Here is a 14,753-nt window from a genome sequence, read left to right on the forward strand (position 1 = left end):
AGTAAATTTATTTACTATGACAACGCCGTGATCACCCAGCTTTTTGGCATCATGGCACTGATTGTCATCTTGTTTGAAGGCGGGCTGCAGACCAAATGGCAGAACGTCCGTGGAGTGTTGGCTCCTTCCTTGTCACTGGCGACCCTCGGTGTTGTTTTGACCACGCTTGTCATCGGGGCCTGCGCGAAATACATCCTGGATGTCAGTTGGCTGGAAGGCATGTTGTTTGGCTCGATCGTCGGTTCGACGGACGCCGCGGCTGTATTTGCGGTACTAGGTGAGAAAAATATCAAGCAAAGGCTCACCTCCACCCTTGAAGTCGAATCCGGGTCGAACGACCCTATGGCCGTCTTTTTAACCGTCTCGGTCATCCAACTGATCCAATCACCGAACGCCAGTATGTTCACGATGATTTTGAGTTTTTTCTGGCAGATGGGATTGGGGCTAGCGATGGGCTTGCTCTTAGGAAAAATCGCGGTTTGGTGCATCAACAAAATCAACCTCGACTCCTCTGGGCTGTATCCCGTGTTAGCAATGGCTTTTGCGATTTTCACCTACAGTTCCACGTCTCTGCTCAAAGGGAGCGGACTCCTTGCCGTCTATGTCATGGCGATGTGGGTTGGCAATTCAGATCTCACCTACCGCCACTCCATCTTCCGGTTTAACGAAGGCTTTGCTTGGATGATGCAAATCCTCATGTTTATTCTGCTAGGACTTCTGGTCTTCCCCTCTGATCTCATTCATATCATCTGGCAAGGCATGGCGTTATCCATCTTATTGATGTTTGTCGCCCGGCCGATCGGTGTCTTCCTCAGTACGATGTTTATGCAATTTAACGTGAAGGAGAAGATTCTGATCTCTTGGGCCGGACTACGCGGCGCAGTGCCGATCGTGCTGGCCACCTATCCACTCATTGCCGGCATTGAAGATGGGCACCTCTTTTTCAATGTCGTCTTCTTCGTTGTGTTAACCTCCGCTTTGATCCAAGGAGCGACAATTTCCCCTTTAGCGAATCTTCTGGGCCTGTCCGAAGGCAAAAAAACCATTGTTCCTCATGCGCTAGAGCTTGTATCCATGGGGAAAACCAATCACGAAATTGTAGAAATCCAAGTGAGCGAACATTCCGCCGCAGACGGACAAGAGCTCAGGCAGCTTAAAATGCCGCAAGATTCGCTGGTCAACGCGATTATCCGCGACCAGAAAATGATCACCCCAAGGGGCCACACCCGCCTGCAAGCCGGTGATACCTTGTACGTTCTGGCGCGAAAAGGACAAACCGAGGAAATCAAAGCGCTGTTTCACGAGCAGGTGCTATTGCAGGAGAATAGTTGAAGAGGGAGAGGGGACAGACACGGCCCTATTGGACAGGTCGAAAGCGCAGCCTCCGGTGTTCCGGGGGCTGTTTTTTTGCTTGTACCGAGGCCCGAAGAGATGGAACGCCTGTGAAGAAATGACTTGGTATCCATTATCCATTGCCTTATACTAAATTTAGTTGCTAATATTTAGGAGGTCATAGGTCGAATGCATAAATACAGTAATATCATTTGCAGCCTGATTCTCGCTGCTGCTTTTTTAGGAGGATGTTACATCTTAGCTGAAAGAGGAGAAGACAAGTCAGAGCAGGAGGTTCATGCTAAGACGGTTATCGGGAATAAATCGATCCTAACCGAAAGCGAATTAGCCGATTATTTAGGCATTACCATGAGTGATTTGCAGGACCTCCTGGAGTTGGATCGGAAGAAAAGAGAGAATTTACAGGGAGCACGCTCATATGATACCTACTCGATTTTGCCTAGTATGGAGCTTCCTAACCGGAGTCACCTTTTTTTGAAGAGCGAAGTGGATAAGTGGGTGGAGTATCAAGTCATGCACGGATTGTGAGGCGGGAATTATGAGGAGAGATAAGAGCGTTGACGTTTTTCTTAGCATCATCCTCGGTATTCTTACGGGATTAATGCTTGGAACCAGCGAAAATTATGGGGTCACCATATTGTTAGGGTGCATTTTTTGGTTGCTGACTTTTATTTATGCGAAGCTTCCCACTTCAAAGGCCTCAAATGATCCAACAGAACAGAGAAGAAAAACGGGCACGAAGGAGCACGACACATGAAACGAAGAACCATGCTGCTCTTGATTCCCCTTGTGATTCTCGCCATGGTAGTGCTTTTCCTCAACCTGTATCCCACGCTGGTCAGAAACACGAAATATGATCTTCAAATTGGATACACTCAAAATCAGGAATTTCCTAAAATAAACGATCATTCGGATCATTTTAAGAACAACGCCGGGCTCATCGCTATGGCCATCTACCCGGATAAGAAGGAAAGTCTGCGCCAGGCTCAGTTATATGTCACCAAACGCGGAGACAGCGAAATTCTTCAAGTTGAGAAAATGAGAGAGACAGCTGACTTAGCGGCTTTTGAAATGCGGCTGAAAAATCTGCAGTGGGAACCTGGAGAGTACACGTTATACTTCAAACGCGGATCGGATATTCAGATGAAGCTTGATTTTACGTTGGAGTAAATCAAGCTATCACTTTTAAGTTACAACTATTGCAAATCTGTTCCATCATACCCATGTACTAGATTTGTTGATATAATATGGTTGTACAACAGACTTGGGTGGGGAAGTATTGCCTCCAGAGCGGGGGTGATGCTCATGCAATTTTCGTTATCAGAAGTGCTTATGCTTGGCATGTTCGTGCTAGCTTTGCTCACTTACCTGCATAAACGAAAATAACCCGCCCAGGTTAGCGCCAAGGGTGCGGGTTATTGATCCAAACACTTTGGAGGTTTCCCACCCAAAATGTTGTACCGGGAGTCGGATGGCCGTCCGGCTCCTTATTTCTATCCTAATCATATCACGGCTGTTTCATTCCTGCAATTTACGAGTTAGCCAGTGCCGTTCTATTAGTGAACTCCACTTTCGAAGAAATCACATGAGGAAATCACCGTCAATTTAATTTTTATACACCCTGTCCAGTGCATCGAATATCATTTTTTCCGCTTCTTCAAATTGGTCATCCCGGCTCACTACAAAACCATGGCTGCTATCGGTCATTCTTCTTGCCGTCACGGGTACACCTGCCTGTAATATCCTGTACGCATACTTTTCCGCATCTTCTCCACGGTAATCATCCCAGCAAGAAATAATTAAAGCTTCAGGTAACCCAATCAGCATTTCGTCCGGTGCAAAGATCAGAGACGCGGTGGGGTCCAGTCTGTAATCCTCGTCAATATAAGCGTCGTAATACAGTTGAGACAGTCTGCATACGCCGTCGATCGAGATCCTTTTCCTCGTCTACAAGAGCACTGTTATACAGGCTGGCAATGGAGAGCGGAACATTCTCCGGGTCTTTATACGCATTGCGCTTAAGCGGCTGAGGGGTATACAAATTAAGGGAAGGGTAATCAAGGATTTGCAGTGCAATCTTAAAATTACGTTGTTCAAAAGGGTAATTGCAGCAGCAAGGTTCCCGCCGGCACTATGTCCGCACAATACAATTTTCTCCGGATCAATGTTCAATAATTTTACTGTTCTTGGTGATAAACCCTCCGCCATGGATGTTGACAAAAAGGGGATACGGGCCTTTCTGATCGGAATCAGGATAATAGACGTAAATATGGGTTTCCCCGTCACGTGTCGGAACCATCATTTCTTCCGTCTTACCGACCTTGTATTTATTCATCAACTCTTCGCTGACTTTATCCTCATCGCTTCGCAACATTTTGACTAGCCGTTCTTGTTCCTTCGATAGCGTGGACGTACCCGCATAGGCCGTTACTGAAGGCATACTCAACAAGAAGGTCAATAATAGGATAGAAACACTTAATTTCACATTCCTTTTCTTTCTAATAAGGGAGACCTTGAGCGCGAACGGATTTAACCCAAATCGGCGTCCTGATTGAGTCCCCTCCGCTTTACGAGAAGAGAGAACCTTAGGGTGCGGACGACGCTTCTCCGCCTGCCGGACTCACGGATGAACGAGGTTCTGCACATCGTCGGATTGATCAACATTGGGAGAAAACGCTCCGGCCAGTTCTCCATGGGGATGAAGCAACGGCTCGGCATCGCCATCGCCCTGTTTAACCACCCCAAGCTGCTGATTCTGGACGAGCCGACTAACGGTCTCGATCCTATCGGCATTCAGGAACTTCGGGAGCTGATGATGATTTTTCACGTATTGATATTCCGTCCATAACTACACAGGACTGTCCTAATCATACTTAAGGCCGGCAGACAGTTGGGGAAGGGCTTGCCCGCCTTGATGATTATGAGTTAGCGTAAATATTATTTGCAAAAGAGCGAGTCGATAAAGGATTCGATTTCTTTATCGAAGGAATGAAGAAATTATCCCGAAACGCTCTCAATCTATCAAAATTCATGACATTATCCCCAAATTTGTTAATTAATTAAATTATTGTTATAATGAATCGAGTTATGAACGGGGAGGGAACTTTCATGATTGACGATCACGGAAAACCTTTTTCTGATTCTGCTGATCCACACGGTGCTAAAGCTAATTTTGACACAAATGAAAAAAAGTTGCATTCTCATGGTGTTCCTGGACTTGGGAGACAAATTACAAATTTATTGATTTTAGTTGGTGTAATTGCAGTAATTATTCTGCTGAGCAAAATCTTATAATTACTATATTTTATTTTGTTTCTATGGCAGGAAGGCAAATCCTTGAGGTCTCATTTGGTGATTACCTGGATAATAGGTACATGTTGCTTCTGGCATAAATCAACAACTCCTTTTTTTTTTGATAACATTTTGCTTTTGGGTATTAAAAAAACTTTAGGGCCACTATCTTTTTAAACAAACATATTTGATCTCCCCCTCCCACTGGAGCGTTCCCATCTTGATCACTTCGCCGACCAGCAACCAGACGATCTTTGTGAACGTCGAATACAGATGGAGCGTGCCGTCGTCCTTCCATTCGGAGCTCATCCCCGCTCCATGGGTCAGCCCCTCTCAGTGACAACGTCGGCAAACAGCCCCCGTATAACTGCTCCGCCATGTCATAGGCTGACTTCCGACTGCTGTCGCCGGAAAGGACAAAATGCACGGTGACCGAAAACCTCCGCTTGAAGCAGCGATTAAGCTCGCGGTTCTACTCCGACTTCAACAGCCGCACGAATAGACTCGGCGAAGACAAACCTTCAGAGCCCCGCTCGGTCTATATCGGCAGCTCCACTCGGCCGTCTCTCTTTTCGACGAGTCCTCCGATTGTCCACTGTTCACACGCCTTTCCCATATAGCACCTACCTAGTCTCATCAACCGATGCAAGGGGCTCGTCCGAAGCAATAACTGGCTGTATGATTTCTGAAACTGGCGAGAAAAAAGCAGGACCGAGAAAGTCTCATTCACGGCCCTGCTTAAGGATGAAGATTTATCTTTCGACACTATCATTGTATCTCAGTTCAGCGACCGTCATCGGCCTTTAAGCGGACAAACAACGGAACGAAAGAGGTCGGATAGAGGTCAGGAAAAGAGTAAAAAATGGTCGATTGGTACCTTCCACCTCTATGTATTGAAAGAAAACCCAATCCCTAATCATTTAGTAATCTCCCTCCTCCAATTTGGATCTTCCTGTACTGCATAAACCCATCTTAAAGTACATATCTAAACTGCCAAGTTAAAAGATATAAACAATTCATAAAATAGTTCTGTATGAAAAATAACCGCAATTCCTTATCAAATTCTTAGAATTGCTTTATAGACTTGGTTCCAGAATGAAAGAAAAGGATGAAGAAGCATGAACAACAACCTTATTCTGCAGACTCGGAACCTAAGCAAAACCTTTAGAGGCCAGCAGGCGGTAAACAACGTTTCCCTCTCCATTCAGGAGAACTCCGTTTACGGGCTGCTTGGTCCCAACGGGGCCGGAAAATCCACCCTTCTTAAAATGCTGACCGGCATGCTGCGGCCGACTTCCGGCGAGATTGACTTTTTAGGCGCCCCCTGGTCACGCGAACATTTATCCCAAATTGGCGCTCTCATTGAGTCGCCTCCGCTCTACGAAAACTTAACCGCCCGCGAAAATCTCAAAGTACGGACTACACTTCTTGGTCTACCGGATACTCGAATCGACGAAGTGTTGCAGACGGTGGGTTTAACGAACACCGGGAAAAAACGCGCCGGCCAGTTCTCCATGGGAATGAAGCAGCGACTGGGAATCGCCATTGCCCTGCTCCACCGCCCCAAACTGCTGATTCTGGACGAGCCGACCAACGGTCTCGACCCGTTTGGCATTCAGGAGCTGCGCGAGCTGATTCGCTCTTTTCCAAAGATGGGGATTACGGTCGTCTTGTCCAGCCACGTCCTGTCCGAAGTGGAGCAAATCGCGGATCACATCGGCATTATTGCCGGAGGCGTGCTGGCTTATCAAGAGGCAGTTACTCCGGGAGAACATCTAGAGTCCCTGTTCATGCAAATTGCTCGTGAGCACCAGAAAGGAGACGAATAAGATGCAAGCATACCTCCGTGCGGAATTTCTTAAAACCAAACGAACTTTTACGAGAAAACTAACCTGGTTGGCTCCTCTGCTAACCTTGTTGCTATGCACAGGATTGATGGCTGGGCCGTTCTTTCAAATCGCCAGCTACAACTGGTGGTATACCCTTTTGCTTCCCGGAGCGCTCACTTTGATGTGTACGGGTGTTATCCAAAAGGATAGCAAAAAGCTGAAATACCGGGCGATCTTCGGATTGCCGGTGTCTCTGTCGAAGGTTTGGCTCGGTAAAATCGGGGTTATCGCTGGGCTGCTTCTTGCTTCTTCGGTCATTTTAATGCTCGGAGTTGCGCTCAGCGGTCTGGTCTTCCCTGCTGGATTGACTTTGGCGGATCACGCCTTGGCCAGCTTGTTGCTCTTTCTGACCTTCCTATGGCAGATTCCGCTCTGTCTGTTCTTAACCGACCGTGTCGGAATGTTTGCTACGATGATTCTTAATGTGCTGGGAAACATCGCCTGCAATATTCTGTTTGCTACTACAGCGTTCTGGTGGGCTGTCCCTTATGCGATTCCGTCTCGGCTGATGTGCGCCACGATCGGCGTGCTTCCTAACGGACTTCCGGTCCCCGAGGGCGATGCCTTGTGGGATAAGAGCGTCATTTTGCCAGGGGTGCTGATCACGCTTGGTCTGTTCTTCCTGCTATGCATCCTGACGATGCGATCCTTTCGCCATCGGGAGGACAAATAAGATGAGCACCTATTTCCGTTGTCTCCGATCTGAATTCATCAAGCTCAAAAGGCAACCAACCCTGTGGGTGCACTTGCTCGTCCCGCTGGCCGGGATTGTGATTTTCTTAGGTTATTACGCCTATACTCCGTTTACGCCGGCTTCTAAAGTGAGCGCTTATTTGCAGGTGCTTGCGGTTTCTTTTCCAACAATTATAGGTATCGTCTGTGCCATCGCTGCGGACCAGGAAGCTGCTGCCGGAAATTATCAACAGCTTCTCACCCTGCCGAACCGCCTCATCGCCCTGGCTGGTAAGCTGACCGTACTTCTACTGCTGGGCTTGGGCAGCACAATTCTGGCTTCGGTGGGGTTCGGAGTGGGCTTCCTTTATCTTTTGTCTCAATCGCCCTATGGGCTCGGGTTCTATTTAGAAGCTGCTTGCCTCCTGTTTGGAAGCAGTCTGTTTCTCTATGCCTTGCACCTCTACGTGAGTCTGCGATTTGGCAAAGGCGCATCGATCGGTCTTGGGATTCTGGAGAGCCTCGTGTCTGCCCTCCTGCTGACCGGCCTTGGGGAAGATAACTGGATCTATATCCCTTGCGCCTGGGCTGCCCGGTTCGTTAGCCTTTGGATGCAATTCGGGTACGCAAATGCTGCCTCCCTTCCGATCCCGGCGGACTCTTTGCTTGAACCCGGAATCCTTGCCTGCGTCACAGGGACCTTGGCGATCATGGTATTATTAGGAGTGTGGTTCCGGCGATGGGAAGGTACGAAGTCGCTGGAGTAAACTCAGATCTCATCAATAAAGAAGGGATAGAAGATGGCCCATATTCTTGCGGTAGATGATGATCCGGCCGTGCTGACCTTAATTCGGAATATTTTGCAAAAAGAAGGACATCTCGTCACAGCTCTCTCCTCTCCTTCTGAAGTGTTGGCGCTGCAATTGGGAAGCTATGACCTGATCTTGCTGGACGTGATGATGCCAGAGCTGGACGGGTTCACCCTCTGCCGGCAAATTCGCAGCAAGGTCGACTGCCCAATCCTGTTCCTGACCGCCAAATCCATGGAGAATGATCTGGTGGAAGGCCTGAGCATCGGGGCGGACGATTATATCGTCAAGCCGTTTGGGGCAGGCGAGTTACGGGCGCGAATTGCCGCCCACCTCCGCCGGGAAAGCCGGGAACGGCGCAGCGTGCTCTGCATCGGCGAAGTTCATTTTAACCTGTCGGGCAAGGAGATGCGGGTGCAGGATACCTTCATCCCGTTGACCAAAAGCGAATATGCGATCTGCGAGTTTTTGGCGTTAAATCGGGGGCAGGTGTTCTCGAAAGACCAAATTTATGAATCCGTGTTTGGATTCGACGGAGAAAGTGAAGCTTCCACCATCGTGGAGCATGTCAAAAATATCCGCGCAAAATTAAACCAAATGAACGTCAATCCGATTGAAACCGTGTGGGGGATAGGATACCGATGGAAGTAGCCCGCGTCACGTCAGGACCGAAAGAAACCAAGCTGCGTACGCTGTTTCTAAAATATTTAGCCGCTTTTTGTCTGGGAACGATTGGGCTTGCCCTGTTGCTATCCTTGATCTTTGTGGGGCTGCTGTTCACTGGAGCCGTTCTCCCAGCAGATTATGCCGAGAAGCAAGTGCAGGAGGCTAAGTCTCGCCTCATGGCGGGACAGGAGCTGCAGTTGGACGCCCCCTCTGCGTTGTACCAATTTGCGAAGTACACAGTAGATGGGAAGCTCTTGGAGCACAGCTTATCCGCCAAGCAGGGAGAGGCGGCGTGGAAGCGTCTGGAGGGCGATCAAGCGGCAGGTTACACTTTTCCTTATCATTATGTGAAAGTCACGTATGGCCAAGAGGTTTATATCTTCCGGTATTCTCTCGCCGCCCAGTTTAACCAAACGGCCCTGCGCCGCGTGCTGCCCAGTGCGGAACTGGCCTTTTTCGCCCTGTTCTGTGTCCTCTTTCTGCTTCAAGCCGTTCTGTTGGCCTCTTCGTTTGGTCGAAAGCTAGCCCGCAAAATGAGCGGACTGCAGGAAGCAACCCAGCGCATTCAGGAGCAGGAGCTGGACTTCTCCATCCAATACAGCGGGATCGCTGAAATTGACCAAGTGCTTCGATCCATGGATCAGATGCGGGATGCCCTGAAGAGCTCGCTGGAGCAGCAATGGAACCTAGAGCGCCGCCGCCGGGCTCAAATCTCAGCGCTCGCCCATGACGTCAAAACCCCACTCACCATCGTTCGCGGCAATGTCGAGCTCCTCTCTGAAACGGAACAGTCGGAGGAGCAACGAGAATACACCGAATATATCGCCCAAAGCGCCCGTCAGATGGAAGCTTATATCAAGACCTTGATCGAAATCACGAATACGGAAACTGCGGCTTCCTATCAGCCCGTAAACCTCGATCTGAAAGAGTTCATCCATACGCTCGAAGCGCAGATTCAAGCTCTCGCCGCAGTTAAAGAGCTTTCCGTCGCAGTCCACTTCGTTGACGCACTGCCAGACGAGCTCTATGCCGATCCTGGCTTGTTGGAGCGCGCCCTCATGAACGTCATCGCCAACGCCATGGATCACACCCCGGCGAAGAGTAAAATCACGCTATCGGTGGAGGCTGCGGGCGATCGGATTCAATTCCGCGTGACTGACGAAGGTCCGGGCTTCTCGCCTGAAGCGCTCAAGTACGCCACCGAACAGTTCTACATGGGCGACCCGTCCCGCCGAAGCGACGGACATTACGGCATGGGCCTCTATATCACCCAGTTTGTTGCCCAATTACATGGGGGTGAACTGCATATCGCTAACTCCCCGGTGACGGGCGGGGGCGAGGTGACGATGGAGGTGCCGGTGAGGGGGAATTAATCGGCGTTTTCGATGTTTGAATTCACATCAGTTCGTATCACAAAGGCGACTTCCTGGGTGTTGTCTCCCTAACTGCATACCAGCCTAAAGCCTCTCATTACCGCACCCAGTTCATAATCTTCGCTGGCCGAGCTTGCGTTTCCATAAGGGTTCGAAAAGAGCTCATACCTCGTAATCTGTCATGTTCATCGTTCTTTTCAATGAATTCACTTCCCGTGAGTTAGAGTAATATAGAAAAACCGATCTTATCTCCTCAAAGATAGGATCGGCTTCTATCATACCATAAATGTATAAATTTACCTTTATGATCAGTCACATTTCTATCCTTCAACCACCCAGCCCGTGAATCAAGGTCTGTACGATCGGAACGTTCCCCGCCGCCACAACGCCAATCCAGCCACTAAGCACGATCCACGATAATACTCTTAATCTCATAGCTCTTTTCCACCTCACAGAATAGATATTTGTACTTCTCTTGAACCTCCCTGGATGCCTCATGTCGGAACTGCTCAAACAACCGAGCATATCGAATCAACATCGATTCATGGTTGAACCTCAAAGCAAGCTCCATTCCTTCAAAAAGCTGCCGAACCCCCATCTCAACCCGCCGCGTGCGAAATTCGTATTGAGCCAATTCCCACAAATACCGGACGTACTGATCCGCCACAATCTGTGTATTGTAATGACCAAAACGGCATGACCGTTCTTTGTATGTCAGATGTGCCCCGAACCGCTCGAGCAGATGATCCACGTTCAACTCAAACTGGTTAGCCGCCTGCAAAATCCGGTACATCGCTGGAACAACCTACTGCACATGCGATGCGACCCATTCCGTATAATCCGCCAGTACCTGTATATCGCCTGACATTAAGCGGTACACATAGGCATTGGCCCGGCCCCATTCCTGAAACTGTTCCACAACCCGTTGCTCTTCCTCGTCTTTCACGTCAATTCCATGTAGAGCGCCACCGCTGTATAAAGTCACATACTCCAAAGCCCGAGCATATTCTTGTCTGGCATCACACACATTCGCTCTCAACAAATACGCATACAACAGATAAAAAAGCTCCGTCCGAGACGCCCCCTTATCCATCGCCTCCTTCCGTTTTCGATTTACCCGATGGCGGTATTGAATCGTCGCTTTCTGCTCCAGCTTCTCTGCCAGGGATTCAACCCGATCCCACCGATGCAAAGAAGCGTACACATCCGCCAAATCCTTCAATGCATCTAGCTGAACCCCTTCGTCCAGTCGGTCCACATAGTCTTCGAACAAAACGGCGGCGCGCAAATTCTCCTCTTGATCTTCTCCGAGATGAATCGTAAACAAGCGATACCGGCTTAACGCCAATCGCTCGGAATGCTGGTACTTCTCGCATTCAGCAACACACTGGTACAGCAGAGCAGCTGCCTTTCTTTTTCCCTCTCGAAAAAACTGCTCCGCCATCTCAAACAACACTGGCATATAAGATAATCGATCCGCCACCGCCTGCACCAGTCGCTTCAGGCACCCCAGCTTGTTCAACTCCGCGCACCGCCGAATAAACGGGCCCAGCCGCCTCCAATGCAACGGCATACCACGCAGACATTCTTCTAAGTAAATCTCGTAAAGGGCCCCTTCCTCCAACCCCATCCCCTCCGTGATGAGATCCAAATTATGTATAGAAATTTGCCGATACCCGCTCAATATCGCACTGATCGTTCCTTGATTAATCCCGGTCATCTCGGAAAACTGCTGACGCGTCAGCCCAGACCAAATTAAATAGCTCTCTAACTCTTGTCTAACCGTGGTTGCAGGTTTCATGGGAATACCTCCCCCGCGTCCAAATCATCCTTTTCATCCTGATTGTATAGCCTTTTTTAGACACAGTCAATAAAAATAGTACTTATATATACTATTTTAAAATATTTATTTCTAGTATACTTATCTGTATTTGCCTAACCACCTTACCTACCCTTAAAAGAAGAGGTGGTAATCTATGAATCTACCAGAAATCGTTGGAAAACGAATTCGTGAATATAGAAAACAAAAGAACTGGACTCAAGAACAACTGGCTGAAGCCGCATCGCTTCACTACAGTTACATAGGCGGAGTAGAACGAGGGGATCGCAATATCTCGTTGGAGACGTTGGAGAAAATTGCTGTTGCCTTGGATGTCCCAGCTGGAGACCTATTTCGTACCGAAGTGGTACTCGATAAACAGCAGTTACTTGATGAGCATATGAAATTGGTTAGCAGCAGAAGTGCAGAGGAGATTGCGTTGATTACGAAGATCACGCGAGATGTGATTTGGGGGATGGGGATGAAGAGTTAGAAACTTTCTTAAAAAGCTTCCGCTCTGAGGTGATGTTGTGGCAGTTTTGCGCATTTTTCTAGGAAATCGAATCCGCGCCATACGAAATGCAAAAGGCCTCACTCAACAAAACTTGGCGGATTTGTCCGGTTTGGACTATAGATACATCGGAGCTATTGAACGGGGAGAACGAAACTTCTCAATCAATACCCTGGAGAAGGTCCTCTCTGCACTAAAGATTTCTCTGAATGAACTTGCTTATTCGGGTGTTGAGCAGAGTGAAAGGGATTCTGTTCGGTGGGAAGCTATCGACCAGTTCATTGCGAGTACTGAGGGATTGGCTGAGGAGCAGATTGAAATATTACAGCGGGTGAATCGGGAAGTTTTGAGGGCGTTTAAATAAACCTTCTCATAGGGATAGTTACTAGTTATTTATAACGTAGATTGAATAGAAATCTCTTGCCCTCTATTTTTTCAGAATCTGCCACTTAATTGTATAAACATGGAAGTAGAGGTATAATAAAAAATATTTTAACTAAGGGTGAGATTATGGCAGCAAAAAAAGTGGAAGACTTATTAAATAACCCTGATATCGATGCATTAGTACAAGCTGTTGAAGAAGCGACTAGGGCCACTGTGATGAGTTCAACTCGGTTCATCGAACCAGCGGGAAATTTAAAGAATGGATAGAAGAAGTGGGACTAAACTCAACTAAAAAGATCGCTTGGTGGAGAAAGGTTTTTGGTGCTCAACCCGAAAGGTCGCCATTAAACAAGCAAAAGAGCCAGCAACTAATTGCTGAATTATCTCAACAGATCAATAATCTTAACGATATTCTGCATTCCGAAGATGACGCAGATATGAACTATAAATGGTCTTCTAGTGATGCTATTGAAACCGAGGACTCTGGGGAAGCAGGAGTTGGCTTTAAAGGATTACAGTCAAATCTTAAGGTTTCCGATAAAATCAAAAGCGATAGTAGTGTAGAAGTAACTGAAGCATCTCGTCGCTCAAAAGTAAATTACTTACATAGGCATATGCTTGATTTCCGGCGTTTATTTAGAGAAATATCAGAGTTGGCAGGAACTGATGCATTTCTAATGCTGGATGACTTATATCATATTAGAAGATCCGATCAAGCTAATGTATTAGATTATTTTCATAGAGCTACAAAAGGAAATCAAGTCTGGCTTAAAGCAGGAACAATAAGACACCGAACAGATTGGTATCTACATAGTGACCCCCCAAAGGGTCTAAAACTAGGTGATGATGCCGACGAGATAGATTTAGACATCACTTTGGAAAAGTTCTCGATTGCAAAAACGTTCTTATCCAATATTCTACATGAAATTGCTGAAGAGGCTGGAGCTCCAAGTCCTAGAAACATTATGGCCGACACCGCCATGGATAGATTGGTTTTGGCAAGTGGGGGAGTTGCACGTGACTTCCTAACTATCTTCCGTAGGTCCGTTGAAGTAGCACGTGAAAGGGGTGGAGGATTTAGAGGACCAAAAATTGGGGCAGAAGATGTCAATCGTGCCGCTGGTGAACATGACTCCTCTAAAAGAGAAGAGTTAAAAAGGGATACTAATGATGAAAGAGAACGCCTTGAAAGACTGTTTGAGAGTGTAAGAGAATTTTGTTTTAATACAGGGTCAAATTGCTTTTTAGTTGAACGAGATTGGAATCAAGATGGAGCAAAAGATATTGAAGAGTTAGTTGACTTGCGACTCATTCATCGTATTAATCCTAGAGTTACTGTTCGAGACAGAGCAGGGAGACTTTATATTGCATACATGCTAGATTTAAGCCAATATACTGGTGATAGGAAGCGACGTGGGCTTAATATGATCTCATTTTGGTCAAAAGATGGTTCTGAACAGTTAAGAAAAGCTAGGTTGATTTTTGCCGAGAGGCCGATAAAGTAAAAATTCCTGGGCATCCTTATTGGGATGCCTTTTTAACAATTCAATTAACTTAAGGATATTTACTTAATTTGTAATTTAGTTCAAAATCTTTATTATTTATACTATTCACACTCCTATAGCTCGTTATATTTATTCATTTTCCCAAAAGACTTGTCCACCGGATACTTCTCTCCATTCCGCCGCATCTTGTCCCGAATGATTTCCTCGATATTGAGGCCCAGCGCATCGGCCAGGTACACTGAGTAGATCAGCACATCGGCCAGTTCGTCGGCGATGTCTTGTTTCTTCTGCGATACGGCATCTTCGGACGTTCTCCACTGAAAATTCTCTAACAACTCGGACGCCTCAAGACTCAGTGAGATCGCTAAATCTTTCGGATTATGAAATTGCGCCCAGTTGCGCTCCTCCCGAAAAGCAAGCAGCATTTGGATCAGCTCTTCATTCATGTTTGTACTCCTATCATTCTGTCATTTGATTGAGC

20 protein-coding genes and 1 pseudogene are annotated in these 14,753 nt (G+C 47.4%); 14 read left to right on the forward strand and 7 right to left on the reverse strand.

Annotation, left to right across the window (positions count from 1 at the left end; genetic code table 11):
- The 3 genes from M3G15_RS06155 to M3G15_RS06165 form a co-directional block, all read left to right on the forward strand.
- The coding region (locus tag M3G15_RS06155; protein WP_260070385.1) for a potassium/proton antiporter at positions 1–1,332 on the forward strand (1,332 nt) is incomplete at its 5' end.
- 189 nt (positions 1,333–1,521) lie between these two features.
- On the forward strand, positions 1,522–1,881 hold the full coding sequence (locus M3G15_RS06160) for a hypothetical protein (protein WP_260070386.1): 360 nt from the start codon (positions 1,522–1,524) through the stop codon (positions 1,879–1,881).
- Between the two features lie 225 nt (positions 1,882–2,106).
- Positions 2,107–2,523, forward strand: coding sequence for a hypothetical protein (locus M3G15_RS06165; RefSeq protein ID WP_260070387.1), 417 nt, complete (start codon positions 2,107–2,109; stop codon positions 2,521–2,523).
- A gap of 435 nt (positions 2,524–2,958) precedes the next feature.
- Here M3G15_RS06165 and M3G15_RS06170 read toward each other — a convergent pair whose 3' ends face one another.
- Genes M3G15_RS06170 through M3G15_RS06175 form a run of 3 tightly spaced genes read right to left on the reverse strand, consistent with a single transcriptional unit; the run spans position 2,959 to position 3,838 of the window.
- Complete coding sequence (locus M3G15_RS06170; protein ID WP_311202261.1) at positions 2,959–3,288, reverse strand: alpha/beta hydrolase fold domain-containing protein; 330 nt, start codon at positions 3,286–3,288, stop codon at positions 2,959–2,961.
- 12 nt (positions 3,289–3,300) lie between these two features.
- Positions 3,301–3,561 carry an alpha/beta hydrolase gene (locus M3G15_RS21625; protein ID WP_397376594.1) on the reverse strand — a complete coding sequence of 87 codons (261 nt, stop codon included), beginning with the start codon at positions 3,559–3,561 and terminating at the stop codon, positions 3,301–3,303.
- On the reverse strand, positions 3,515–3,838 hold the full coding sequence (locus tag M3G15_RS06175; protein ID WP_260070388.1) for a hypothetical protein: 324 nt from the start codon (positions 3,836–3,838) through the stop codon (positions 3,515–3,517). Before M3G15_RS06175 ends, M3G15_RS21625 begins: the two co-directional genes overlap by 47 nt.
- 35 nt (positions 3,839–3,873) lie before the next feature.
- Between M3G15_RS06175 and M3G15_RS06180 the strand changes: the two are divergent.
- Together M3G15_RS06180 and M3G15_RS06185 are read left to right on the forward strand one after the other, a co-directional pair.
- Positions 3,874–4,177 (forward strand): annotated as a pseudogene (locus M3G15_RS06180) (ATP-binding cassette domain-containing protein); the annotation flags it as partial.
- Positions 4,178–4,461: 284 nt separating this feature from the next.
- Positions 4,462–4,647: a hypothetical protein gene (locus tag M3G15_RS06185; RefSeq protein WP_260070389.1), complete on the forward strand. Its 186-nt coding sequence runs from the start codon at positions 4,462–4,464 to the stop codon at positions 4,645–4,647.
- A 162-nt stretch (positions 4,648–4,809) separates the two neighbouring features.
- Here M3G15_RS06185 and M3G15_RS06190 read toward each other — a convergent pair whose 3' ends face one another.
- Complete coding sequence (locus M3G15_RS06190; protein ID WP_260070390.1) at positions 4,810–4,953, reverse strand: hypothetical protein; 144 nt, start codon at positions 4,951–4,953, stop codon at positions 4,810–4,812.
- Positions 4,954–5,762: 809 nt separating this feature from the next.
- Between M3G15_RS06190 and M3G15_RS06195 the strand changes: the two genes are divergently transcribed.
- The 5 genes from M3G15_RS06195 to M3G15_RS06215 are packed head-to-tail and all read left to right on the forward strand — an operon-like array spanning position 5,763 to position 10,053.
- Positions 5,763–6,473: a lantibiotic protection ABC transporter ATP-binding protein gene (locus M3G15_RS06195; RefSeq protein WP_260070391.1), complete on the forward strand. Its 711-nt coding sequence runs from the start codon at positions 5,763–5,765 to the stop codon at positions 6,471–6,473.
- 1 nt (position 6,474) lies between these two features.
- Entirely contained in the window at positions 6,475–7,206 is a 732-nt protein-coding gene (locus M3G15_RS06200; protein ID WP_260070392.1) for a lantibiotic immunity ABC transporter MutE/EpiE family permease subunit, read from the forward strand.
- A 1-nt stretch (position 7,207) separates the two neighbouring features.
- Entirely contained in the window at positions 7,208–7,972 is a 765-nt protein-coding gene (locus M3G15_RS06205) for a lantibiotic immunity ABC transporter MutG family permease subunit (protein ID WP_260070393.1), read from the forward strand.
- Positions 7,973–8,005: 33 nt separating this feature from the next.
- Positions 8,006–8,665: a response regulator transcription factor gene (locus M3G15_RS06210; RefSeq protein WP_036644107.1), complete on the forward strand. Its 660-nt coding sequence runs from the start codon at positions 8,006–8,008 to the stop codon at positions 8,663–8,665.
- Positions 8,656–10,053, forward strand: coding sequence for a HAMP domain-containing sensor histidine kinase (locus M3G15_RS06215; protein WP_260070394.1), 1,398 nt, complete (start codon positions 8,656–8,658; stop codon positions 10,051–10,053). The genes M3G15_RS06210 and M3G15_RS06215 overlap by 10 nt, the downstream gene beginning before the upstream one ends.
- A 400-nt stretch (positions 10,054–10,453) precedes the next feature.
- On the opposite strand, the gene M3G15_RS06220 is transcribed toward M3G15_RS06215, so the two are convergent.
- Positions 10,454–10,846, reverse strand: coding sequence for a hypothetical protein (locus tag M3G15_RS06220; protein ID WP_260070396.1), 393 nt, complete (start codon positions 10,844–10,846; stop codon positions 10,454–10,456).
- A 12-nt stretch (positions 10,847–10,858) separates the two neighbouring features.
- Positions 10,859–11,854, reverse strand: a complete 996-nt coding sequence (locus M3G15_RS06225) for a helix-turn-helix domain-containing protein (RefSeq protein WP_260070397.1) — start codon at positions 11,852–11,854, stop codon at positions 10,859–10,861.
- 175 nt (positions 11,855–12,029) lie between these two features.
- On the opposite strand from M3G15_RS06225, the gene M3G15_RS06230 reads away from it, so the two are divergent.
- From M3G15_RS06230 to M3G15_RS06245, 4 genes are all read left to right on the forward strand, one after another.
- Entirely contained in the window at positions 12,030–12,365 is a 336-nt protein-coding gene (locus tag M3G15_RS06230; protein ID WP_009223475.1) for a helix-turn-helix domain-containing protein, read from the forward strand.
- 37 nt (positions 12,366–12,402) lie between these two features.
- Positions 12,403–12,747 (forward strand): helix-turn-helix domain-containing protein, encoded by a 345-nt coding sequence (locus M3G15_RS06235; RefSeq protein WP_260070398.1) that lies wholly within the window; start codon positions 12,403–12,405, stop codon positions 12,745–12,747.
- A gap of 146 nt (positions 12,748–12,893) precedes the next feature.
- Positions 12,894–13,034 (forward strand): hypothetical protein, encoded by a 141-nt coding sequence (locus M3G15_RS06240; protein ID WP_157273302.1) that lies wholly within the window; start codon positions 12,894–12,896, stop codon positions 13,032–13,034.
- 5 nt (positions 13,035–13,039) lie between these two features.
- Positions 13,040–14,272, forward strand: a complete 1,233-nt coding sequence (locus tag M3G15_RS06245; protein ID WP_009223473.1) for a hypothetical protein — start codon at positions 13,040–13,042, stop codon at positions 14,270–14,272.
- A gap of 113 nt (positions 14,273–14,385) precedes the next feature.
- On the opposite strand, the gene M3G15_RS06250 is transcribed toward M3G15_RS06245, so the two are convergent.
- Entirely contained in the window at positions 14,386–14,718 is a 333-nt protein-coding gene (locus tag M3G15_RS06250; RefSeq protein WP_009223472.1) for a nucleotide pyrophosphohydrolase, read from the reverse strand.
- Positions 14,719–14,753: the final 35 nt, after the last annotated feature.

The organism is Paenibacillus sp. p3-SID1389 (genome assembly GCF_025151705.1).
GTDB classification, from domain to species: domain Bacteria; phylum Bacillota; class Bacilli; order Paenibacillales; family Paenibacillaceae; genus Fontibacillus; species Fontibacillus phoenicis.

What these genes read in the sequence shown, in the direction of transcription:
- M3G15_RS06215 (WP_260070394.1), top strand. Translation starts at nt 8,656, where the DNA reads ATGGAAGTAGCCCGCGTCACGTCAGGACCGAAAGAAACCAAGCTGCGT.
- M3G15_RS06205 (WP_260070393.1), top strand. Translation starts at nt 7,208, where the DNA reads ATGAGCACCTATTTCCGTTGTCTCCGATCTGAATTCATCAAGCTCAAA.
- M3G15_RS06225 (WP_260070397.1), bottom strand. Translation starts at nt 11,854, where the DNA reads ATGAAACCTGCAACCACGGTTAGACAAGAGTTAGAGAGCTATTTAATT.
- M3G15_RS06160 (WP_260070386.1), top strand. Translation starts at nt 1,522, where the DNA reads ATGCATAAATACAGTAATATCATTTGCAGCCTGATTCTCGCTGCTGCT.
- M3G15_RS06200 (WP_260070392.1), top strand. Translation starts at nt 6,475, where the DNA reads ATGCAAGCATACCTCCGTGCGGAATTTCTTAAAACCAAACGAACTTTT.
- M3G15_RS21625 (WP_397376594.1), bottom strand. Translation starts at nt 3,561, where the DNA reads ATGGCGGAGGGTTTATCACCAAGAACAGTAAAATTATTGAACATTGAT.
- M3G15_RS06250 (WP_009223472.1), bottom strand. Translation starts at nt 14,718, where the DNA reads ATGAATGAAGAGCTGATCCAAATGCTGCTTGCTTTTCGGGAGGAGCGC.
- M3G15_RS06165 (WP_260070387.1), top strand. Translation starts at nt 2,107, where the DNA reads ATGAAACGAAGAACCATGCTGCTCTTGATTCCCCTTGTGATTCTCGCC.
- M3G15_RS06190 (WP_260070390.1), bottom strand. Translation starts at nt 4,953, where the DNA reads ATGAGCTCCGAATGGAAGGACGACGGCACGCTCCATCTGTATTCGACG.
- M3G15_RS06240 (WP_157273302.1), top strand. Translation starts at nt 12,894, where the DNA reads ATGGCAGCAAAAAAAGTGGAAGACTTATTAAATAACCCTGATATCGAT.
- M3G15_RS06185 (WP_260070389.1), top strand. Translation starts at nt 4,462, where the DNA reads ATGATTGACGATCACGGAAAACCTTTTTCTGATTCTGCTGATCCACAC.
- M3G15_RS06195 (WP_260070391.1), top strand. Translation starts at nt 5,763, where the DNA reads ATGAACAACAACCTTATTCTGCAGACTCGGAACCTAAGCAAAACCTTT.
- M3G15_RS06230 (WP_009223475.1), top strand. Translation starts at nt 12,030, where the DNA reads ATGAATCTACCAGAAATCGTTGGAAAACGAATTCGTGAATATAGAAAA.
- M3G15_RS06220 (WP_260070396.1), bottom strand. Translation starts at nt 10,846, where the DNA reads ATGTACCGGATTTTGCAGGCGGCTAACCAGTTTGAGTTGAACGTGGAT.
- M3G15_RS06210 (WP_036644107.1), top strand. Translation starts at nt 8,006, where the DNA reads ATGGCCCATATTCTTGCGGTAGATGATGATCCGGCCGTGCTGACCTTA.